This window comes from Microbulbifer magnicolonia (genome assembly GCF_035117725.1).
GTDB classification, from domain to species: domain Bacteria; phylum Pseudomonadota; class Gammaproteobacteria; order Pseudomonadales; family Cellvibrionaceae; genus Microbulbifer; species Microbulbifer magnicolonia.
On record NZ_JAYEFD010000001.1, the window covers coordinates 506,902 to 527,995 of the forward strand.

At 62.8% G+C, this 21,094-nt stretch carries 19 protein-coding genes; 12 read left to right on the forward strand and 7 right to left on the reverse strand.

What is annotated here, in order from left to right:
• Window positions 1-4 precede the first annotated feature (4 nt).
• Window positions 5-3,181: an efflux RND transporter permease subunit gene (locus tag RRF64_RS02255; protein WP_323844194.1), complete on the forward strand. Its 3,177-nt coding sequence runs from the start codon at window positions 5-7 to the stop codon at window positions 3,179-3,181.
• Window positions 3,182-3,256: 75 nt separating this feature from the next.
• Here RRF64_RS02255 and RRF64_RS02260 read toward each other — a convergent pair whose 3' ends face one another.
• From RRF64_RS02260 to RRF64_RS02270, 3 genes are all read right to left on the reverse strand, one after another.
• Window positions 3,257-4,042 carry a YiiX/YebB-like N1pC/P60 family cysteine hydrolase gene (locus RRF64_RS02260; protein WP_323844195.1) on the reverse strand — a complete coding sequence of 262 codons (786 nt, stop codon included), beginning with the start codon at window positions 4,040-4,042 and terminating at the stop codon, window positions 3,257-3,259.
• Window positions 4,043-4,135: 93 nt separating this feature from the next.
• The gene (ygiD, locus tag RRF64_RS02265) at window positions 4,136-4,930 is read right to left on the reverse strand and encodes a 4,5-DOPA-extradiol-dioxygenase (protein WP_323844196.1); all 795 of its coding nucleotides are present in this window, start codon (window positions 4,928-4,930) and stop codon (window positions 4,136-4,138) included.
• Between the two features lie 121 nt (window positions 4,931-5,051).
• Window positions 5,052-5,645: an FMN-dependent NADH-azoreductase gene (locus RRF64_RS02270; protein WP_323844197.1), complete on the reverse strand. Its 594-nt coding sequence runs from the start codon at window positions 5,643-5,645 to the stop codon at window positions 5,052-5,054.
• A gap of 107 nt (window positions 5,646-5,752) precedes the next feature.
• On the opposite strand from RRF64_RS02270, the gene RRF64_RS02275 reads away from it, so the two are divergent.
• Entirely contained in the window at window positions 5,753-6,691 is a 939-nt protein-coding gene (locus RRF64_RS02275) for a LysR family transcriptional regulator (RefSeq protein WP_323844198.1), read from the forward strand.
• A gap of 21 nt (window positions 6,692-6,712) precedes the next feature.
• Here the strand turns inward: RRF64_RS02275 and RRF64_RS02280 are convergent, their stop codons facing one another.
• A complete protein-coding gene (locus RRF64_RS02280) occupies window positions 6,713-7,204 on the reverse strand; it encodes a peptide-methionine (S)-S-oxide reductase (protein WP_323844199.1) in 492 nt (163 codons plus the stop codon).
• Between the two features lie 72 nt (window positions 7,205-7,276).
• Window positions 7,277-8,122: a mechanosensitive ion channel family protein gene (locus RRF64_RS02285; RefSeq protein ID WP_323844200.1), complete on the reverse strand. Its 846-nt coding sequence runs from the start codon at window positions 8,120-8,122 to the stop codon at window positions 7,277-7,279.
• Between the two features lie 336 nt (window positions 8,123-8,458).
• On the opposite strand from RRF64_RS02285, the gene RRF64_RS02290 reads away from it, so the two are divergent.
• Window positions 8,459-9,376: a pirin family protein gene (locus tag RRF64_RS02290; protein ID WP_323844201.1), complete on the forward strand. Its 918-nt coding sequence runs from the start codon at window positions 8,459-8,461 to the stop codon at window positions 9,374-9,376.
• 130 nt (window positions 9,377-9,506) lie between these two features.
• Here the strand turns inward: RRF64_RS02290 and RRF64_RS02295 are convergent, their stop codons facing one another.
• Together RRF64_RS02295 and RRF64_RS02300 are read right to left on the reverse strand one after the other, a co-directional pair.
• Window positions 9,507-10,559, reverse strand: a complete 1,053-nt coding sequence (locus tag RRF64_RS02295; protein WP_323844202.1) for a hypothetical protein — start codon at window positions 10,557-10,559, stop codon at window positions 9,507-9,509.
• 413 nt (window positions 10,560-10,972) lie between these two features.
• Window positions 10,973-11,467, reverse strand: coding sequence for an ATP-binding cassette domain-containing protein (locus RRF64_RS02300; protein WP_323844203.1), 495 nt, complete (start codon window positions 11,465-11,467; stop codon window positions 10,973-10,975).
• Between the two features lie 222 nt (window positions 11,468-11,689).
• Here RRF64_RS02300 and gap point away from each other — a divergent pair, with 222 nt between their 5' ends.
• From gap to RRF64_RS02345, 9 genes are all read left to right on the forward strand, one after another.
• Window positions 11,690-12,688 carry a type I glyceraldehyde-3-phosphate dehydrogenase gene (gap, locus tag RRF64_RS02305; protein WP_323844204.1) on the forward strand — a complete coding sequence of 333 codons (999 nt, stop codon included), beginning with the start codon at window positions 11,690-11,692 and terminating at the stop codon, window positions 12,686-12,688.
• 209 nt (window positions 12,689-12,897) lie between these two features.
• The gene (gene atpD / locus RRF64_RS02310; protein ID WP_479691293.1) at window positions 12,898-14,271 is read left to right on the forward strand and encodes a F0F1 ATP synthase subunit beta; all 1,374 of its coding nucleotides are present in this window, start codon (window positions 12,898-12,900) and stop codon (window positions 14,269-14,271) included.
• A 105-nt stretch (window positions 14,272-14,376) separates the two neighbouring features.
• Entirely contained in the window at window positions 14,377-14,787 is a 411-nt protein-coding gene (locus RRF64_RS02315; protein WP_323844206.1) for a F0F1 ATP synthase subunit delta/epsilon, read from the forward strand.
• Between the two features lie 5 nt (window positions 14,788-14,792).
• Window positions 14,793-15,068 (forward strand): AtpZ/AtpI family protein, encoded by a 276-nt coding sequence (locus tag RRF64_RS02320; protein WP_323844207.1) that lies wholly within the window; start codon window positions 14,793-14,795, stop codon window positions 15,066-15,068.
• A gap of 3 nt (window positions 15,069-15,071) precedes the next feature.
• Window positions 15,072-15,761, forward strand: a complete 690-nt coding sequence (locus RRF64_RS02325; RefSeq protein WP_323844208.1) for a F0F1 ATP synthase subunit A — start codon at window positions 15,072-15,074, stop codon at window positions 15,759-15,761.
• 230 nt (window positions 15,762-15,991) lie between these two features.
• Window positions 15,992-18,463, forward strand: coding sequence for an arylsulfatase (locus tag RRF64_RS02330; protein WP_323844209.1), 2,472 nt, complete (start codon window positions 15,992-15,994; stop codon window positions 18,461-18,463).
• 82 nt (window positions 18,464-18,545) lie between these two features.
• Entirely contained in the window at window positions 18,546-18,830 is a 285-nt protein-coding gene (locus RRF64_RS02335; RefSeq protein WP_323844210.1) for an ATP synthase subunit c family protein, read from the forward strand.
• 13 nt (window positions 18,831-18,843) lie between these two features.
• A complete protein-coding gene (locus tag RRF64_RS02340) occupies window positions 18,844-19,608 on the forward strand; it encodes a F0F1 ATP synthase subunit delta (protein WP_323844211.1) in 765 nt (254 codons plus the stop codon).
• Window positions 19,605-21,092 (forward strand): F0F1 ATP synthase subunit alpha, encoded by a 1,488-nt coding sequence (locus RRF64_RS02345; RefSeq protein ID WP_323844212.1) that lies wholly within the window; start codon window positions 19,605-19,607, stop codon window positions 21,090-21,092. The genes RRF64_RS02340 and RRF64_RS02345 overlap by 4 nt, the downstream gene beginning before the upstream one ends.
• Window positions 21,093-21,094: the final 2 nt, after the last annotated feature.

A 21,094-nucleotide genomic window follows, 5' to 3' on the forward strand; every position in this document is an offset into this window, starting at 1 on the left:
GGCAATGGCAAGTTTCTTTATCAATCGCCCGATCTTTGCCTGGGTGATTGCCATCATCATCATGCTCGGGGGTGGCCTCGCCATCACCCAGCTGGCGGTGGAGCGCTATCCCAATATCGCGCCGCCGTCGGTGAGCATCTCCGCGAACTATCCCGGCGCCTCCGCCAAGGTGGTCGAGGACTCGGTGACCCAGATCATCGAGCAGAACATGAAGGGCCTCGACGGCCTGCTGTACATGTCCGCCACCAGTGAGTCCACCGGCGGTGCCTCCATTACCCTGACGTTCGAAAACGGCACCGATCCGGATACCGCCCAGGTGCAGGTGCAGAACAAGCTGCAACTGGCGATGCCGCTGCTGCCGCAGGAAGTGCAGCGCCAGGGCGTGAATGTCAGCAAGTCGCGCAGCGGCTTCCTGATGGTGGCCGGCTTCGTTTCCGAAGACGGCAGCATGAATCGCAACGACATCGCCGACTACATCAACTCGAGCCTGGTGGACCCGATCAGCCGCGTGCCCGGTGTCGGCAGCCTGCAGGTATTCGGCTCCAAGTACGCGATGCGCATCTGGCTGGACCCGAACAAACTGGAGACCTACCAGCTGACGCCGAGTGACGTGACCGCGGCGGTGCGCGCGCAGAACGCGCAGGTGGCGGTGGGCAGTCTCGGCGGTGCGCCGGCCGTGCCGGGCCAGCAGCTGAACGCGGCCATCACCTCCCAGGAGCGCCTGCAGACGCCGGAGCAGTTCCGCGACATCGTCATCCGCGCCAACGCGGACGGCTCGGTGCTGCGCCTCGGCGACATCGCGCGCGTCGAGCTTGGCGCGGAGAACTACGAATTTATCTCCCGCTACAACCGCCAGCCGGCCACCGGTATCGCCATCAGCCTGGCCACCGGCGCCAACGCGCTGGAGACCGCGGCGGCGGTGAAGGCGAAACTGAAGGAGCTGGAGCCGTTTTTTCCGCAGGGTCTGAAGGCGGTGGTGCCCTTTGACACCACGCCGTTCGTCGAGGTGTCGATCAAGGGCGTCATCCAGACCCTGGTCGAGGCGGTGATCCTGGTCTTCCTGGTGATGTATCTGTTCCTGCAGAACTTCCGCGCCACCCTGATTCCGACCATCGCCGTGCCGGTGGTATTGCTCGGCACCTTCGGTGTGCTCGCCGCGCTGGGCTTCTCCATCAATATGCTGACGATGTTCGCGATGGTGCTCGCGATCGGCCTGCTGGTGGATGACGCTATCGTCGTGGTGGAGAACGTCGAGCGGGTCATGAGTGAGGAGGGGCTGTCGCCGAAGGAAGCGACGAAGAAGTCGATGAAGCAGATCACCGGCGCTCTCATAGGGATCGGCGTGGTGCTGTCGGCGGTGTTCGTGCCGATGGCGTTTATGAGTGGCGCCACCGGGGTTATTTACCGGCAGTTTTCCGCGACCATCGTCGCCGCCATGGCGCTGTCGGTGGTGGTGGCGATCGTGCTGACGCCGGCGCTCTGCGCGACCATGCTGAAGCCGCTGAAAAAAGGCGAGCATCACGGCGAGAAAGGCTTCTTCGGCTGGCTCAACCGCAACTTCGAGCGCGGCAGCAGCAAATACCAGGGCGGGGTGCGCGGCATCCTCGCGCGCAGTGGCCGCTTTATGCTGCTGTTTGCCGGCCTGTCGGTGGCGATGGCGGTGCTCTTTATGCGCCTGCCCAGCTCCTTCCTGCCGCAGGAAGACCAGGGCGTGCTCTTCTCGATGATCCAGGCCCCGGTCGGTGCGACCCAGGCGCGCACCATGGAGTCGATCGAGAAGGTCGAGGACCACTTCCTGAACAACGAGCCGGACACGGTGGAGTCGGTGTTTTCCGTGCAGGGCTTCAGCTTCGCCGGCAGCGGCCAGAACAACGGTATCGCGTTTATCAAACTGAAGGACTGGGACGAGCGCGAAGCCGAAGCCGAGGGCGCGGGGCCGGTGGCCATGCGCGGCATGGGGGCGCTGATGCAGATCAAGGACGCCATCGCCTACGCCTTCTCGCCGCCGGCACTGCCGGAGCTGGGCACCTCCGGTGGCTTCAACTTCTACCTGAAGGACAACGCCAACCTCGGCCACGAGGCGCTGACGGCCGCGCGCAACCAGTTCCTCGGCATGGCCGGGCAGAACCCGCTGCTGGCGAACGTGCGCCCCAACGGTCAGGAGGACACGCCGCAGTTCCGCGTCAATATCGACACCGCCAAGGCGGCGGCGCTGGGCCTGTCGATCGCCGATATCAACGCCACACTGAGCGCGGCCTGGGGCGGTTCCTATATCGACGACTTCATCGACCGCGGCCGGGTGAAGCGCGTCTATATGCAGGCGGACGCGCCCTTCCGCATGGTGCCGGAGGATTTCCAGCAGTGGTCGGTGCGCAACAGCAGGGGCGAGATGGTGCCGCTGTCCTCCTTCGCCAGCTTTGGCTGGGAGTACGGTTCGCCGCGCCTGGAGCGCTACAACGGTGTGCCCTCGATGCAGGTCAATGGCGAGGCCGCGCCCGGTGTCAGTTCCGGTGAGGCGATGGCGGCAGTGGAGAATCTGGTGGCGCAGTTGCCGGCGGGCATCGGCATGGAGTGGAGCGGTCTCTCCTACCAAGAGCGCGCCGCCGGGGCGCAGACGCCGCTGCTCTACACGCTGTCACTGCTGATCGTGTTCCTGTGCCTGGCGGCACTCTACGAGAGCTGGACGGTGCCGACGGCGGTGCTGCTGATGGCGCCACTGGGGATTCTCGGTGCGGTGCTGGCGAATACCTTCCGCGGCATGGAGCGCGACATCTACTTCCAGGTGGCCATGCTTACCACCGTGGGCCTGACCAGCAAGAACGCGATCCTGATCGTCGAGTTCGCCAAGCAGAACCTGGAGAGCGGCATGGAATTGGTCGAGTCCACCATGCGCGCCGTGCGCGACCGCCTGCGCCCGATCCTGATGACCTCACTGGCCTTCGGCCTCGGTGTACTGCCCCTGGCCATCGCCACCGGCGCCGGCTCGGGCGCCCAGCGCGCCATCGGCACCGGCGTGCTCGGCGGCATGGTCGTGGGCACGCTGCTGGGGATCTTCTTTATCCCGCTCTTTTTCGTCGTGGTGCAGAAGCTATTCGGCCGCAAGAGACCGTCGCAGGTGCCGACGCCTTCCGGGAAGTTGGAGACTTCCCGCGGTGAAGCTGCAACAGCGGAAGCGCTGTAAACCCTCAGACAACGCCGGCAATCGCCGGCGTTGCTTTTTTGAGCGGATGACTTTTCGGCCGAAATATCCCCTCAGTCATTCCCGCTGCTGCGCGCCGGCTCCCTGACTTTGCTCCCACCGCAACTTGTGGAAATCGAATCCCATTGCAACATTGGGTTTCACCACGGAAAAGTAGGGCGATACATCGAAATCGCGCGGAGTGAAAAGGCTGTAGTGGCGTATGTGGTATATCTCTTCGGTGCAGCCGGGACAATCCGCCACCATGCTCGGCAGATGCTCCACCAGCGGCAGTATCGGATAGCGAATTGACTGGAACGCCTGCGCAATCAGTGTTGAGCAGATCGCCCGCGAAGGGTCGCCACTGCCGAGGGCGATCATGCGTCGTCTGAAGCGGCTTGGCACCGGCGGCTCTGGCAGCAGAAAACGCGCAAGGTCAAAGAGATTGCGCAGATCGTATTGGTAGCCGATGCGGGCAACGACATAGTCGATGACCTGTTGGCGCTCCTCGGAGCTCAGGCCATATGGCCGGCAAATCCGCGAGTGCAGGCCCAGGAAGTTTTCCAGACCGACACTGCGTACCCCATCCAGGGTATTCGCCTCCACCAGGGCGTGTTCCGGTGGCCAGTCTTTGACGTTTGGTTGCGGACCGACGTATAGAGCGGCGTGAGACCAGGTGGACTGGGTCAGATACTTTATCGCGGTGCTGATACGGGTGTTGCCTTCCACTAACAACACGTCGGCGGGTTGCAGGCATTGCTGCAGCTGGCTGATCGGCGTTGCCGCGGCGGCGCTGTGTGCATGGCTCGGCTTTTCCAGATAGCGTGCCAGCCACTTGCCAAGAAAATGCATCAAACCGCTCATGGCGCACTGTACCGGGTGTTCGGGGATCTCGAATTCAGCCTAGCTGAATCCGCCGCGAGAAATTGGCCCGGGTACTGTGCTGCTCGATGCGCGTCAGCGTGCCGCTTGTGGTGAAAACAGTGCCGTCAACATGCTGATGCTGCCGAGTTCTATACCGTCGGTGGGAAATGAAACTTTGTCGTCGGCGGTGCTGGCACCGGCGATGTAGAGCAGCGGGAGGTAGTGCTCCGGCGTCGGCACGGAAAGCTGGGCGTCGTGTCCGGCGCGCTCGTAGTGGATCAGGCTCTGGTGGTCGCCAAGCTCGAGGGCGGCGCGCACAGTCTGATTGAAACCTTCCGCCCAAGACGGCACAGCCGCATCTTCGCGCCAGTCGATCCGCGCGAGGTTGTGCACCACGTTGCCGCTGCCGATGATCAGCACACCACGCTCCCGCAGCGGTTGCAGTTGCTGCCCAAGCCGGTAGTGGAATTCCGGCGATCTGGTGGCGTCGATGCTCAGTTGCAGGGTCGGAATCTGTGCCGCGGGGTACATATGCATCAGCACCGACCAGGTGCCGTGATCCAGACCCCAGTCATCGCCCAGTTCGACTTCCAGCGGCTGCAGCAGGTGCTGGATTTCCTTCGTCAGCTCGGGCGCCCCTGGGGCCGGGTAATCGCACTGGTACAGCGCCGGTGGAAAGCCGTGGAAGTCGTGCAGGGTCGGGGGGCGGATGTTCGCGGTGACATAAGTGCCGCGCGTATACCAGTGCGCCGAGATCGCGAGTATGGCGCGGGGCTGAGGTAGCTGTTCGCCGAGCCCGCGCCAGCTGCTGGTGTGCGGATTGTCCTCGAGCGCATTCATCGGACTGCCGTGCCCGACGAACAGGGTGGGCATTATTTGCTGTTGCATGTGGCACTTTCCGTCGGTGGAAGGCAAGTTGCTGTAATCAGGCTAGGTGCAGAGCGGGGAAGCGTAAATAAAAAAGGGCGGCGGCAATCCGCCGCCCATGACTCAAGCGCAGTTACAGTGATTAAACCAGCTGGGCGATGCGCTCCTGCGCGGCGCTCAGGGCCTTGTCCCTGGCTTCGTCGCCGACCGCCAGACCTTCGGCGTGGACGAACTCCACGTCGGCGATACCGATAAAGCCGAGGAACTGGCGCACGAACGCGGTCTGGGCGTGGTCCTCGCCGTAGTAGCCACCGCGGGTGATAAACACCACCGCCTTCTTGCCTTTCAGCAGTCCCTCGGGGCCTTCCGGGGTGTACTGGAAGGTCACGCCGACGCGGGCGATATGGTCAAAGTAGGCGCGCAGGGTCGAGGGCACGCTGAAGTTGTACATCGGGATACCCAGCACCAGCACGTCGGCAGCGGCGATCTCCTCGATCAGGGCGTCGGAGTAGCTGACCACGGCCTTCTGTTCCGCGGTGCGCTCTTCCGCCGGGGTGATAAAGGACTGGAAGCGGGCCAGGTCCAGGTGTGGTACCGGCTCGGCCGCCAGATCGCGGCTGGTCACCTGGCCGTCCGGATTGCGCGCCTGCCAGTTCTTGACGAACTGGTCTGCCAGCAGCGAGGACTGGCCGTCGTTCTGGAAAATACTGGTCTGGATCTTGAGTAGCTTTGCCATGGGTTACCTCCAACAGCGGCTGTTTCCGAGATGGGCGCATTGAAGCATTGAATGATTCGATAAAAAATCATAAAAATACGCTTATATCTATCGAATGAGTCGATCATATGAGCGATACCATGACTCGAGAGTCCGGCCAGACGCCGCGTATCAGCCTGGAGCAGTGGCGCTGCCTGGTGGCGGTGGTGGAGGAGGGCGGCTATGCCCAGGCCGCCGAGCGGCTGCACAAAAGCCAGTCATCGGTCAGCTATGCGGTACAGAAGCTGGAATCGGTGCTGGGCATCAAGGCCTTCGCGATCGAGGGGCGGCGTGCGGTGCTGACGCCGGCGGGGGAAATGCTGTACCGCCGGGCCAGGCTGCTGCTGGAGGATGCCGCCGGGCTCGAGCTGGCGGCGCGCAAGGCCTCGGCGGGCTGGGAGGCGGAAATCGGCATCGCTGTAGAGGTGCTGTTTCCGACCTGGCTGTTGCTGGACTGCCTGGACCAGTTCGGCCGCGAGAGCCCGCAGACGCGTATCGAACTCTATGAAACCGTCATCGGCGGCGGTCCCGAGGCGCTGCGCCAGGGGCGCGTGGATCTGGCCATCACTCCTCATGTTCCCAGCGGCTTCACCGGCGAGGCCTTGCCACGGCCGGCGCGAATCATTCCGGTGGCGCACCCCGACCACCCGCTGCACAAGCTGCAGCGGGAATTGAGTCTGCGCGACCTGCGCCAGCACCGCCATCTGGTGGTGCGCGACTCCGGCTCTCAGCGCGACAGCCGCACCGCCACGGTGGAGGTGGCACAGCGCTGGACGGTGACCAATATGGCCACTTCGATCGGCGCCGCCTGTCGCGGCTACGGGTTCGCCTGGCTGCCGGAGGAGAAGATTCGCGCCGAGCTGGACGCGGGCATCCTGAAACCACTGCCCCTGCGCGGCGGCAGTGAGCGCAGTGTCCCCATGTATCTGGTGTTTGCCGACCGCGAAGCCCCCGGGCCCGGCGCGCTGCGCCTGGCGGAGACCATCCGCGCGCACCTGGAATCCCACTGCGGTGAGGCGAAGACGTGAAGTCACCATTATTGGACGTTGCTAATTGCGGATTGCGTCGCCGTATCTCGCCCTGAGCCGGCGCAGCTTGGGTTCGATATAGGTCTGGCAGTAGGGGCGCTGGGGATCGCTGGCGTAGTAATTGTGGAAGCGCGCATCGGCGTCCTTGAAGGCGGAAAACGGCAGTACCTGCGTGACCAGGTCCGCGTCAAACTCCGCCTGCAATGATTGCAGGGCGCTTGTGGCGGCTGCGGCCTGACTCTCGCTGAATGTGTAGATGGCACTGCGGTATTTCTCGCGCAGTGCGTGGCGCGAGCGACTGGCGTGCGTATGCAGATGCGCCCCGATCAGAACTTCGAGGGATATCTCGTCCGGGTGGTAGTGGACGATCACGGCTTCCGAAAATCCATTGTGCGGGCTGGCGGAGGCAATGTAGCCCGGCTCGACACGGCGCACGCCGCGCAGCGCCTGAAAAACCGCCTCGGTACACCAGTGACAGCCACCGCCCAGTCCGATTCGTTCCAGTTTGGACAATTGTCAGCGTCTCCAGGCGCGCCTATTTACCCAATGGTCGCGCTGTTGCAGGGCTGGCCCTCTTCCGGCGGGTCAATCTCTACCCGTTTCTTCGCTTTCGAGTTCGCGCGACTTCCTGCACCAGAAATTGTAAAAGTCCTCGGTTACCAGCTGCTCGATATTGGTGGCCTCCTCGCGCGGGCAGAAAACGGTCACCGTCAGCACATCGTGGCCCAATTCGTTGGTCGTGATAACCACCTTGGCATCGGGCCCCGACAGTTCGACGCCCATGCGGTTCTCGATCAGCTTGCAGTAGCGCTCGGCGACCTCGCGAAAGGACTCGCAGTGTTCGCGCAGGCGCGCGGCGATGTATTTCTTGGCCTCGAACGGATTGACGCCCTTGCTCTCGCGCACCAGGGAAAAGGTGTGCTCGATATAGCGCCGCATAAAATTCAGGTTCTTCACCGTTTGGGTGAAAAACACATTGTTGGGGATATACAGCGTGGTGCCGGTGTAACCGTTGCCCAGCCCGTGGGGGTCGATCTCCAGCAGCGTGGTGCTCAGCCAGTCGCTGTCCGAGACCTCGCCGAACTGGTCGCCCACCTTGATCCAGTCGCCCACTGAGAAGGAGCGCATACTGGCCTGATACACCCCGCCGACAAAACACTGCACCATTTCCCGCAGTGCGAGGACGATGGCCACGGAGAAGGCGGCGATGGACAGCGCGAACTCGCGCAGCTCGGTGACCCAGATCGCAATGACGCCGATTACCAGCAGCAGGTTGCCGGTGTTGTGTACCGTGTTGATCCGGCGCCGCTTGTCTGCCTTGGGCCAGTTGCTGTGCCCAATGGCGAAGGACAGCAACCAGCGCAGCAGCAGGATTGCGGCGATCACGCAAAGGGTGAGGATGAGCTTATTATCGAGAATCTGGTCCAGCATCTCTGATTCCACGGTAGGGGAACGTCTTTGTGATTATTGCAGCGGCTCCGTTGCGCTAAAGTGTGCCTCTGGTGGCGTCTTTGGTTGCGTCTCTGATTGCATTTCTGAAAGCTTAGCCGACCGGTCGCAGCGGGCCGGGGCGGCGGGCCTGATCGAAATAGCCGGCGCAAAAATTGACTGCATGGCACCGCGTCACTGTAGCTTCTTGCGCCGCCGAATGTAAGTGGGAAGCGATGCCGCGGGCGGTTATGGTGCGGGGTCTATATTCATCGAGAGCGATTCACCGTTAGCCGCAAGCGGATGTGGCAGATCTGTGTCGAAATAACGGGAGTAAATGTGAGCAATTTCACCAAAGTGGTCGAACAGGAGTGCGGGGTCGTCGAGGGATGCGGGGCCATCGTGGAGATAGTGCAGCCGAAGGCCAAGGAACTCGGCGGATTTTCCGTCCGGCGCTGTCTCCCCAGTCGCGCGCAGCAGATGGTCGGTCCATGGATCTTCTTTGACCACATGGGGCCCGCCTATTTTCCCGCCGGTCAGGGCATAGACGTGCGCCCCCACCCGCATATCGGCATCGCCACGGTCACCTATCTGTTCGAGGGCGAAATCCTGCACCGGGATTCGCTCGGCAGCCTGCAGCCGATCCGCCCCGGTGACATCAACCTGATGGTGGCCGGCCGCGGCATAGTGCACTCCGAGCGCGAGCGCCCCGAGATTCGCGATACCGACCACCAACTGCACGGCTTGCAGCTGTGGCTGGCGCTGCCGGAGCAACTAGAGGAGATAGATCCCGAGTTTCACCACTATCCCTCCGCGGATATCCCCGCGGTGACCGTCGATGCGGTGCCGATCCGGGTGATTATGGGTACGGCCTACGGGGTGACGTCACCGGTGAAAACATTCGCCGAGACGCTGTACGCGGAGGCGCAGCTGCAGGCGGGCCAGACTATCACGCTGCCAGACGCGCCGGAGCGAGCGGTTTACGTGGCCGCCGGCCACCTGAAGGCGAAAGACACGGAGATCCCCCAATATACCCTCACGGTGTTCGACAATTCGCCGGGCGTGGTACTGGAGGCCGCCGTGGAAAGCCGCATCGCCATCATCGGTGGCGAGCGCTTTAACAAGCGCTGCATCGTGTGGAATTTTGTTTCCAGTCGCGCCGAGCGCATCGACCAGGCCGTACAGGAGTGGAAGGGCGGGCACTTCCCCAGAGTGCCCGGTGACGAGGATGAATTTATTCCGTTTCCGGATAAATAACAGATTCGCGATTGTCGAAACCAAATTCCAGCCGGTTTGGCACTCTTTATCCATCCCCGAGTCCAATTGGATCACCGGAGCGCGGGACAGAGCAGTTTGCCGGTTGCTGTCCCGCGAGAATTTGCGAAAGCTATTTCGTTGTCAGTGCCGAGCCAGAGGCTCGGGCTTCCCTCGATGTGGCTCGAGACAATAGCCAGATTCTTCTTGTCTCCAGCAGGATTAACAATATGCCCAGTGAGGACAGCAGTTCCCGGAGTTCGGCGATCCGCAGCCCCCAGGGGGAGAACCAGCGCCAGAAGATAAAGTCGTGAAACAGCGATACGCCGAGAAACCCAATTGCCAGACCCATCGATGCAATCGGGATGCCGAACCTGTCCATCAGGTTGTAGAACACTGGCGAAATCGATGCCAGGGCAGGGACCAGGAATCCATAGCAAAAAACGACAATAATAAAGAGATGATCCGCCAGATAACCGAAGGAGTTGTGCAGGTTGATTTCCTGCTGGGCATTGATTGTCGCCAGGGCTTCCGGGGTGGAGATATCAAATATCCGCTGCCCCCAGCTGATTTCCTCGCCGAAGCACAGAAAAAATGCCAGCGCCATTATCCAGAGGATGTATTTGTGACGGGGAGTTACGTCCAGGCGCGCGGTCCCGAGTGCCACGGCACTGCTGGCCAGAAAGAGCAGAGCCGTTATTGATTCCAGCAGACCGTCTTCATTGACGATAAACGAAAGCGTACCGGCCTCGATCAATCGAGGCGCCTCCGCGACAAACAGGACGGATGCTGCCAGCGCGATTGCCATGACCAGCAGGGATCTGTTCAACAGGCGCTCCCGGTATCGCTCCCAGGGATAGGCCGGCACGTGATCCTCCAGGTATTTCATGGCTGCACTGTCGAGCAGGCGATCCCAATAGAAGTACACGAGGCTCAACAGGATTCCGAGGCCGGCCATCATGATACGGGCGAACGACACCGTAAGCGCGGCGATTTCCTGTACCCGCAAATCCGGGTGAGTCAAGGATCTTCGCATTAGGCCGATGTCGATTAGCAGCGCCCGGTCAATGATTGCGGCAGCGCACAACATAAATACTGCCAGCAGCAAAAGCGATTTTGGCGCTGCCGCTGATACCGACTTGTCAATAGTGCGCGCCATTTCGCGAAAATCGCGCTCTGCCTTCATGCCGGATAACGCTGTGTTGCGTTGGTGGTGGGACATTGTCACTAGGCTCCTTGTTAGCAAGAACCGCCGGTACCTTATTCTGTAACAACAATATAGGAAAAAATTCACCCCGCTTTCTTACAATTTTCATATTTTGCTTAACGTGAATGACGCGCAGGCAATCAGGCGCCCAGGCTGAACCATTCGGGCGGTAAATTGATTGAGAGACCCCTGGTGCCGGGGCGGCGGGCAGGAGCACGGCCGATTAAGTGGGCGATTAATTAGGTGCGGCAGTAACGCTTGAATATGGCGGACCGGAATCTGTGCACAAGAAGCGCGCCAGATGCGTCCTGTTTATGAACTGCTAGTGTTGATGGGAGCAGCCGCGAGCGCTGAGTCCGTAGATAAACCAGGTCATGATGCGCCATTCGCCGTTAACCCTGGCCAGAGAAAAGATACTGCAGAAGTCCTTGGGTGCGGATGCAGGCGCAGATTTGCGGCGCAATGCAACCAGGACCGCGACGGAACCGTCCGCTCTGGTCGCCTCGTTTTCGATCTGGAAGTCGGTCAAGGGATGGGAAATCAAGTGGAACTTTTCTCGGTAAATTTCCACCATTCTTTGCGGCAATCCGGACTGGTGCTGACTCCCGCGCAGTCAGACAGGGGATCAGGTTATAGAAATGGAAGACAAAGCTGACATATTCGCGCCGGAAATTGGTCAGATGCAGGTCGTCGAAGGCGGTGAGCCCCTGACTGTCGAAAAACACGCGGCCCCCTGTAGGCGAGTCCAGGCCACCGAGAATATTCAACAACGTGGACTTGCCGCTGCCGGACGGACCGAGCAGCACCACCAGCTCACCGCGCGGCACCGATAGGCTCACGCCGCGCAGCGCGTAGATGATGAATTCGCCGCTGCCGTAGACCTTCATCAGGCCCTCGGCGCGAATTGCCGACTGGTGCTATGTATCCATGGATTGCCGTCGATTCGCCGGCCCCTTGCCACACAACCCTTGTATTTTAGTCTGGCGTATATGGTCTCCAGTTTGCCCGGCTCGGCCAGGTCAACCGCTCTCGCTGTTTCTATCCTTGAGAGATACCAATCCGGCGAAAACATAAGCCATTGAAACCACAAGCCAGCGAAACCACAAACGATGAAACGCGTTGCCATCAATGGTCTCGGGCGTATCGGCAGATTGCTGTTGCGCCGCTTTCTGCGCGGGAATTACCAGCGCTTTACCTTGGTGGCCGCCAACGAGCCCATGCCAGCGGAAAACCTGCTGTACCTGCTCAGGTACGACTCGGTACACGGCAGGCTGGAGCACGAGGTATCCATCGAGCAGGGCAAACTGCATCTGGACAAACTTACGCTGCCGCTCTTCGCGGAGGCGGATCCGGCAAAGTTGCCCTGGGATGAAGAGTGCGTGGACCTGGTCATCGAGTGCAGCGGGCGCTTTACCAAGCGTGTCGCCGCGGCAAAGCATCTTGAAGCCGGTGCGCGTCGCGTACTGATCAGCGCGCCCTCGCCGGACGCGGATGTCACCCTGGTGATGGGTGTCAACGAGACAGATTTCGAGCCGGATCTCCACTTTGTGGTTTCCAATGCCTCCTGTACCACCAATTCCCTGGCGCCGGCGCTAAAGGTGCTGGATGACAGTTTCGGCATCGAACAGGCCCATGTGACCACCATTCACGCCTACACCGCCAGCCAGAGCCTGGTGGACCAGGCGGCGAGCAAGAAAATCCGCGGTCGCGCCGCGGCGGTCAATATCATTCCAACCGGTACCGGTGCCGATGCCGCCACCATCGCCGTGCTGCCGCAGCTGAAGGACCGCCTGAGCGCACTGGCGGTGCGGGTACCGGTGGTGGACGGCTCCCTCACCGATATCTGCGCGCAGTTAAAGCACGCCGCCAGCGCCCGGGAAATCAATGCGGCACTGAAAGCTGTGGCCCAGGGCGCGCTGCGCGGCATCCTGGCCTACAGCGAAGAGGAACTGGTTTCCTGCGACATCGTCGGCGATTCCCACTCCTGCATCGTGCACGGCCTTTCCACCCGCAGCCAGGGCGAACTCGCCAAGATCCAGGTCTGGTATGACAACGAATACGGCTACGCCTGCCGCTGCCTGGACCTGCTGGAAAAGGTGTTGCTGTAGGGCGGAAGGCGCCGTGAATGCCCGGAGCGGTCGGTGCCGCGCCCTCAGCCTGATCGCGGCCGCCGGCCGCGCCTACAGTATTTTTTTCGTCATTCCGGCCTGCGCCGATATGACGACCAGACTACAGCTCTATTCGGCACAGAGTATCTACAAGCGGGAAAACGAGGCGGCAGATGGCCGATGCGGAAATAGCAGCCGACAGTGCCCAGGTGCAGATTGGCTTCATCGCCGAGGTGCACGGGCCGGTGGTGGTCATCCGCTGCGAGGTGTTGCCGCCGTTGCGCCAGGCGTTGAAGGCAACGCTCAATCGCGAAAGTTACCTGTTTGAAGTGCACCAGCACCTGGACCAGCGCCATGTGCGCGCCATCACCCTGCACCGCACCGCGGGATTGTGTCGCGGCATGCCGGTCTTCGATACCGGCGCTCCCCTGCATGTGCCGGTAACACCGGACTGTCTCGGGCGACTGTTGAATATCTTCGGTGAACCCATGGACGGCGGTGTCCCCCTCGAACCGCGGGAGTACCGCAATATTCACGCGCCGCCGGCGGCCCTGTGGGAAACGGTGGGCACCGGCGACATTTTGCCGACGGGCATCAAGGTGATCGACCTGCTGTGCCCCTTCGTGCGCGGTGGCAAGACCGGACTGTTCGGCGGCGCCGGAGTGGGCAAGACGGTGCTGGTGATGGAATTCATGCATGCGGTGGCGTCGCTGCACAGCGGTGTGTCAGTGTTCGCGGGTGTCGGCGAGCGCATCCGCGAGGGTCACGAGCTGTGGCACGAGATGCGCGAGGCGGGGGTCATGGCGCAGACGCTGATGACCTTCGGGCAGATGGACGAATCTCCCGGGGTGCGCTTTCGCGTCGGGCTGTCCGCGCTGACCTATGCGGAATACCTGCGCGACACGCTGCACAAGGAAGTGCTGTTCGTGATGGACAATATTTTCCGCTTCGTGCAGGCCGGCAGCGAGATCTCCAGCCTGCTCGGGCGCATGCCGGCCACCGTCGGTTACCAGCCGACCCTGATCAGCGAGGTGGCGGAGATGCAGGAGCGCATCCTCTCCACCCGGCAGGGCGCCATCACTTCGGTACAGGCGGTCTATGTGCCGGCGGATGATATGACTGACCCGGCGGTGGACGCGATCCTGGGGCACCTGGATTCCTCAGTGGTGCTGTCGCGGGCGCAGGCGGGCAAGGGGATCTACCCGGCGGTGGAACCCCTGCTGTCCGCCAGTCGCGCCATGGACCGTCACACCCTCGGCGACCGCCATTACGCGGTAGCGGAGGGGGTGCGCGAACACCTGGCGCGCTACCGCGAGCTGGAGGACATTATCGCCATGCTCGGTATCGAAGAGCTGTCGCCGCAGGATCGGCGTACCGTGTTGCGCGCGCGCAAATTGCAGCGCTATCTGACGCAGCCGTTCAACGCCACCGCATCACATACCGGGATCGCCGGGGTTTCCGTGCCCTTGTCGGTGACACTGGACGACTGTGAGTCCTTTCTGCGCGGCGACTATGATGAACTGGCGGAGGAGGACTGTTATATGCGCGGCAGCATGCGGGAGGAAAAGAAAGGTGCGGGCTGAATGGCAATGGTGGGAGCCAGCCCCGCTGGCGCTGCCGTGTGCAGCTTCAGCGGAAGAATCGTCGGCCGGGCCGGCTACTGCAAACCGCTATGGGGACGCCAGTGAATGAAAACCTTCAGCCTGCTACTGCTCTCCGCCACGGAGCAGCAACAGATCGACGGCGTCACCTCCTTCGTCGGCGAGGACGCGTCGGGCAGCTTCGGCATACTCGCCGGCCACAGGCGCAGCATGACCGCACTGGTTTTCGGCCTCGCCCGCTTTCGCCGCGGCGAGGAAAACTGGCAGTACCTGGCGCTGCCTGGCGGGCTGCTCTATTTTCTCGATAACCGGCTGCAGATCTGTACACGCCACTTCTTGATCGACAGCGACTACGAACGCATTGCACAAATGCTGCAACGGCAGTTACTGGTCGAGGAGCAGAGTCTGCAGGCGATGAAGGAAAGCCTGCGGCGCATGGAGGAGTCCCTGATGCGCCGTCTGTGGCAAGCGGGGCGCCGCGGACCTTTGCGGGAATAATTTCCATGGAGGAAGATCGCGATAAAAAACTGCGTGAAAAAGTCGAGCGCCAGGCACGGCGCATGAAAAGGGCCGAGCGCGAGCGCCCGACACTATTCGCACAGACCATCTATATCGGCACCCTGGGCCTGGTGTTCGTGCTGCCGGTGGTGGGCGGCGCCTATCTGGGCCAGTGGCTGGACGGTCTGGCCGAGGGCTACTCGACCCGCTGGACCCTGAGCCTCATTTTTGTCGGTTTGGCCGTGGGCGCTTGTAACGTCTACCTGTTGATCCGGGAGTAGGACGTGCGCGACGGCGAACTTTTTCCCACTGTGGTCTTCAGTCTGGGCCCGCTGCAGGTCACCGGCACGGTCGTTACCACCTGGGCGCTCATCGCCGCCCTCGGGCTGGTGGCCTGGCTGCTGTCGCGCCGCCTGCAGATACAGCCGGGACCGGTACAGACCCTGGCCGAGGGCATACTGGGTGCCGCGGAGGACGCGATTCGCGCGGTGGCGCCGGATCACGTGAAACTGCTGCTGCCGTTTATCGCCACATTGTGGATTTTCCTGGTGGTGGCCAACTTGTGCGGGCTGATTCCCGGTGTGCACGCGCCGACCCGGGATCTGTCCGCCACGGCGGCGCTGGCGATGCTGGTATTCCTGTCGGTGCACTGGTTCGGCATTCGCAGCCAGGGACTGAAATCCTATCTGCGCCACTACCTGACCCCCAGCCCTCTATTGTTGCCGTTTCATCTGATCAGCGAGGTCACCCGCACCGTCGCGCTGGCGGTGCGCCTGTTCGGCAACATCATGAGCCTGGAGATGGCGGCGCTGTTGATCCTGCTGGTGGCCGGCTTTCTGGCTCCCGTTCCTATACTGATGCTGCACGTTATCGAGGCCCTGGTGCAGGCGTACATCTTCGGCATGCTGGCTCTGATCTATATCGCCGGCGGCCTGCAATCACAACAGCTCAGGCAAGGTGAGCGCGACGAGTAACACGGCCTGCTCGCGCGGACATTCGTAAGCTTGTCGTTCAACCCGGCGATGGATACCTATTTCACGATGTTCTACCGACTGCCCGACTGCAAATAGCGTGGTGCCGGCACTGGTGCCCCCCCGTGGAAAAGCGACATCCGTTTACTAATCTTTCTGAAGGTGCTTAAACGCCCCGGTTCTTCCCGCCCCGGTTATTGAGACTGTGGGATTAATAAGCCCTGAGGGATGATATGAACGTCATGCCATGGATGGCCGCCGCTGTCCTACTCGCGATTCCAGTCGTGGCGACGGCGCAGCAGGCGACGATCAAGCCAGGTGAGCCCGGCGCCACCACCACCGTCGACGGCAAACACCTGCCCCCGCCGCCGCAGCCCTTCAAGGGCAAGATGGAGCGCAACGCCGCGCAATCCACTCCCTGGTGGCCAGAGCTGGTGGTGCCGCCCAAGGGCGCGCCGAATATTCTGTTGATTATGACCGACGACGTGGGGTTCTCGGCGCCGTCCACCTTCGGCGGCGTGATTCCGACGCCGGCCCTGGACCGGATCGCGGAGATGGGATTGCGCTATACCCGCTTCCACACCACTTCCCTGTGCTCGCCCACGCGCGCGGCGCTGCTCACCGGCCGCAACCACCACTCGGTGTCCACCGGTGTGGTGGTCGACCAGGCCACCGGCTATCCCGGCTACGACAGCGTCATCAAGCGCGATGCGGCCGCCATCGGCGAGATACTGCGCCAGCAGGGCTACGACACCTCCTGGTTTGGCAAGGACCACAATGTGCCCCAGTGGGTGGCGAGCCAGGCCGGGCCTTTCACCGACTGGCCGACCGGCCCCGTCAAGGGATTCGATTACTATTTCGGTTTCATCGGCGACGACACCAGCCAGTGGCAGCCGAACAACCTGTTCCGCAATACCACGCCCATCGAGCCCTATCTGGGCAACCCCGGCTGGAACCTGATCACCGCCATGGCCGACGAGGCGATTGCGCGCATCCGCATGCTGAACGAGGTGCAGCCGGACAGGCCCTTCATGATCTATTACGCACCCGGCGGTACCCACGCCCCGCACCATCCGACCAGGGAGTGGGTGGATAGGATCAGCAAGATGCGCCTGTTCGACGAGGGCTGGAACAGGCAGCGCGAGCGGATCTTCGCCAACCAGAAGAAGCTCGGCGTGGTCCCGCAGAATGCGAAGCTCACCGCCTGGCCGAAAGACCTGCCGCAGTGGGATTCGCTCACCCCCGAGGCGAAGAAGCTCTACATCCGCCAGGCCGATGTCTACGCGGCCTACCTGGCGTACACGGACCACGAGATCGGCCGCGTGATTCAGGCAGTCGAGGACTCCGGCAAGCTGGACAACACCCTGATCATCTATATCAGCGGCGACAACGGCGCCAGCCCGGAAGGCACCCTGCACGGCCTCTACAGCGAGTTCGCGGTGTTGAACGGCGTGCACCCCACGGTGGAACAGAACATGAAGTTCTACGACGCCTGGGGCACGGACCAGACCTACCCGCACTACGCGGTGCCCTGGGCCTGGTCCTGGGACACGCCCTATCAGTGGACCAAGGAGGTGGCCTCCCATTTCGGCGGCACCCGCAACGGCATGGCCATCGCCTGGCCCGCGCGGATCAAGGACAAGGGCGGCATCCGCCACCAGTTCCACCACGTGATCGACATAGTGCCCACCATCCTCGAAGCGGCCGGACTGCCGCAGCCGGAAACCGTCAACGGCATCAAGCAGAAGCCGATCGAGGGCGTGAGCATGGCGTATACGTGGGGGCAGGGCGGGGCCGATGCGCCCGGCCAACGCAAGACCCAGTACTTCGAGATGTTCGGTTCGCGCGCCATCTACAACGACGGCTGGATCGCCTCGGCACCGCCCGTGGTTGCGCCCTGGGCGCTGTCGCTCAAACCGCCGCCCACCGATGTCTGGCAAGACTTCAAATGGGAACTGTACGATCTCGGCAAGGACTGGACCCAGGCCGACAACCTCGCCGCGAAGATGCCTGACAAAGTGAAGGAAATGGAGAAGCTGTTCATCAAGGAGGGGGAGAAATACCAGGTCTTCCCCCTCGATGACCGCACGCTGCCGCGCTACTTGGGAATCAAGCCCAGCTACACCCAGGACCGCACCGAGTTCACCTACAGGGGCGAACTGAGCAACGTGCCCTTCCCGGGGGTTGCCGGCGCGCCGAACCTGCTGAACAAGTCCTACACCATCACCGCCGAGATCGAGGTTCCCCAGGGCGGTGCCGAGGGGGTGCTGGTCACCGACGGCGGCCGCTTCAACGGCTACGGCTTCTACCTGCTGAAGGGCGTGCCGGTGTTCACCTGGAATCTGCTGCAGCTGGATCGGGTGAAATGGCAGGGCAAGGAGGCGCTATCGCCGGGCAAGCACACGTTGGAGTTCGACTGGAAGTACGACGGCCCAGGCCTGGGCCAGGGCGGCACCGGCACCCTGAAGGTGGACGGCAAGGTCCTGGACAGCCGCGATATGCCCAAGAGCCTGCCGGTGGGCATCGGCTGGGTGGAAACCTTCAACGTCGGCGTCGACACCGGCACGGCGGTGGATGACCGCGACTACAAGGTGCCTTTCCGCTTCACCGGCAAGATCGACAAGCTGACCGTCAAGCTGGGCCCGGAACAGCTGACGCCCCAAGAGCGCGAGATGATCTACGGCACCTACCGCAGCAGGCAATAGGCTCCGCGACGCGCCATGCTCGACTAATGTGGTGCAGGGCATCGGAAGCCCGCAATCACAACACCCAGGCAAGGAAAGATCGATGAATGAGATGTCCTGGTTTGCGCTGCTTTCGACCATCGCCGCCATGCTCGGCATCGCCATCGGCGTATTGCTGCCGGCGCTGGCCATGGGGCGCGCCATCAGCAGCGCGCTGGATGCGCTGGCGCGCCAGCCGGAGGCGGAGCGTTCCATCATGCGCACGCTGTTTATCGGCCTGGCGATGATCGAATCCCTGGCCATTTACGTGCTGGTGATTGCGCTGATCATCCTGTTCCGCAACCCGCTGCTGGAATACCTGCTCGACTCCGCTGCCAAGGCGGGGTGAGCGGAGACAAATCGTGGAACTCAGCTGGTCTACCTTTCTGCTGGAGATCGTCAATTTTCTGGTGCTGGTGTGGATCCTCAAGCGATTTTTCTACAAGCCGCTGCAGTCGGTCATCGCCCGCCGGCAGCAAAATGTAGAGACGCAGCTGGCGGAAGCGGCGCAGACCCGACAGCAGGCGGTGGAATTGCAGCAGCAGTATGAGGCGCGCCTGGACGAGTGGCAGCGCGAACGCCGCAGCGCGCATGAGGATTTGCAGCGGGAATTGCGCGCCGAGCGCGCGCGCGGGGAAAAGGACCTGCAGGAGACACTGCAGCAGCAGCGCCAGAAGGCGGAGACCGTGGAGCGGCGCCGCCAGTCGGAATTGCAACGGCAACTGGAGCGGCAGGCGCTGGAGCAGGGCGGCCAGTTTGCCGCGCGCCTGCTACAGCAGGGCAGCGGGCCGGAATTGCAGCAGCGCCTGCTGGAACTGCTGCTGCACTCGATGAGTGCGCTGTCGGAGGAACGGCTGCAGGCATTGCGGCAGTCCATCGCGGAAGCGGGCATGGCGGAAGCAGGCAAGGTGGCCGAGATCACCAGCGCCTTCCCGCTCACACAGCCGCAGCGCCGGCAGTTGCAGCACACGGTGCGGGAAATTTTGCACAGAGACCTGACATGCCATTTCGTCGAGGACCCCGAGCTCCTCGCCGGCCTGCGCATCGCCGTGGGCCCCTGGCAGCTCGGGGCCAGTGTGCGCGATGAGCTGCAGGCCTTTGCGCGGCTGGCCGGGGCCGCAGAGTGAACAGCGATCTGCTGCAGCAGCGCGCGCGGTGGCTGACGGACTACCGGCCGCAGCTGCGCATTAGCGAGCAGGGCCGGGTGGTGTCGGTCGGCGACGGCATCGCCTGGGTCGCCGGCCTGCCCACCGCCGCCATCGACGATCTGCTGGAATTTGCCGATGGCAGCCGCGGACTGGTGTTCGACCTCGCCGTTGGCGTACTGGGGGCGGTGCTGCTGACTGAAACCGAAGGACTCACCGCCGGCACCCGGGCGCGCCTGCACCCGCGGCCGCTGGGTGTCCCGGTCGGCGATGCGCTGTTGGGGCGGGTGCTGGATCCGCTCGGTAACCCGCTCGACGGCGCGGACGCGCCGGACTGTCCCGGCTGGCGGCGGCTGGAGCTGGCGTCACCGCCGATCACCCAGCGGGATTTCGTACACCGGCCTCTCTACACCGGCTGCAAGGTGCTGGACACACTGATCCCCATCGGCTGCGGCCAGCGCCAGCTGCTGATCGGCGACGAGGGCCTGGGGCGCAGCGCACTGGCCGTGGATACGGTGATCAACCAGCGCAACCGGGGCGTCTACTGCGTCTATGTGCTGATCGGCCAGAAGCGCTCCGCGGTGGTGGACACCATCGACCTGCTGCGCGACTACGGTGCCATGGACTGCACCACCGTGGTGGTGGCGGAGGCAGGTGCGCTGCCCGGCCTCCAGCATCTGGCGCCCTTCGCCGGCTGCACCATTGCCGAATACTGGATGCGCCGCGGCCGGCACACACTGGTGGTCTACGACGACCTCTCCACGCACGCCAAGACCTACCGCGAACTCTCGCTGCTGTTGCGCCGCCCGCCGGGGCGCGAGGCCTATCCCGGCGACAGTTTTTCCGTGCACGCGCGCCTGCTCGAGCGCGCCACCTGCCTCAATGCCGCCCAGGGCGGCGGCAGCATGACGGCACTGCCGATCGCGGAGACCAGGCAGGGCGAGATAGCGGACTATATTCCCACCAACCTGATTTCCATCACCGACGGCCAGATTTATCTCGACCGCGAGCTGTTCACGGCCGGCTTCCGGCCCGCCATCGATATCGGCCTGTCGGTATCGCGCATCGGCGGACGGGCCCAGCACCCCGCTATCAAGCGCGAGGCCGCGCGTATGAAGCTCGACTATCTGCAGTTTCTGGAACTGGAAATGTTTACCCGCTTCGGCGCCAGGCTGGAGTCGGGCATGGAAAAATCCATCCGCCGCGGGCGCGTGCTGCGGGAAATCCTCAAGCAGGAGCGGCTGGCGCCGCTGCCGATCGAATTTCAGCTGGCGTGGATGCTGGCCTTCAACGACGGTCTGCTGGACACTGTGGCGCCGCAACAGGTGCAGGCGCTGATGGCACAGCTGCAGAGCGGGGTGGAGGCCAGCGGCCTGCAGCTGGACGACCCGCGGCGGCAGTGGGCGGCCCAGGTCAGGGATTGGCTGCGGGCGTGGCTGCACGGCGACGCGGGAGCGCAAAAGTGAGG

What these genes read in the sequence shown, in the direction of transcription:
- RRF64_RS02255 (WP_323844194.1), top strand. Translation starts at nt 5, where the DNA reads ATGGCAAGTTTCTTTATCAATCGCCCGATCTTTGCCTGGGTGATTGCC.
- RRF64_RS02260 (WP_323844195.1), bottom strand. Translation starts at nt 4,042, where the DNA reads ATGAGCGGTTTGATGCATTTTCTTGGCAAGTGGCTGGCACGCTATCTG.
- ygiD (WP_323844196.1), bottom strand. Translation starts at nt 4,930, where the DNA reads ATGCAACAGCAAATAATGCCCACCCTGTTCGTCGGGCACGGCAGTCCG.
- RRF64_RS02270 (WP_323844197.1), bottom strand. Translation starts at nt 5,645, where the DNA reads ATGGCAAAGCTACTCAAGATCCAGACCAGTATTTTCCAGAACGACGGC.
- RRF64_RS02275 (WP_323844198.1), top strand. Translation starts at nt 5,753, where the DNA reads ATGAGCGATACCATGACTCGAGAGTCCGGCCAGACGCCGCGTATCAGC.
- RRF64_RS02285 (WP_323844200.1), bottom strand. Translation starts at nt 8,122, where the DNA reads ATGCTGGACCAGATTCTCGATAATAAGCTCATCCTCACCCTTTGCGTG.
- RRF64_RS02295 (WP_323844202.1), bottom strand. Translation starts at nt 10,559, where the DNA reads ATGAAGGCAGAGCGCGATTTTCGCGAAATGGCGCGCACTATTGACAAG.
- RRF64_RS02300 (WP_323844203.1), bottom strand. Translation starts at nt 11,467, where the DNA reads ATGAAGGTCTACGGCAGCGGCGAATTCATCATCTACGCGCTGCGCGGC.
- gap (WP_323844204.1), top strand. Translation starts at nt 11,690, where the DNA reads ATGAAACGCGTTGCCATCAATGGTCTCGGGCGTATCGGCAGATTGCTG.
- RRF64_RS02315 (WP_323844206.1), top strand. Translation starts at nt 14,377, where the DNA reads ATGAAAACCTTCAGCCTGCTACTGCTCTCCGCCACGGAGCAGCAACAG.
- RRF64_RS02320 (WP_323844207.1), top strand. Translation starts at nt 14,793, where the DNA reads ATGGAGGAAGATCGCGATAAAAAACTGCGTGAAAAAGTCGAGCGCCAG.
- RRF64_RS02330 (WP_323844209.1), top strand. Translation starts at nt 15,992, where the DNA reads ATGAACGTCATGCCATGGATGGCCGCCGCTGTCCTACTCGCGATTCCA.
- RRF64_RS02335 (WP_323844210.1), top strand. Translation starts at nt 18,546, where the DNA reads ATGAATGAGATGTCCTGGTTTGCGCTGCTTTCGACCATCGCCGCCATG.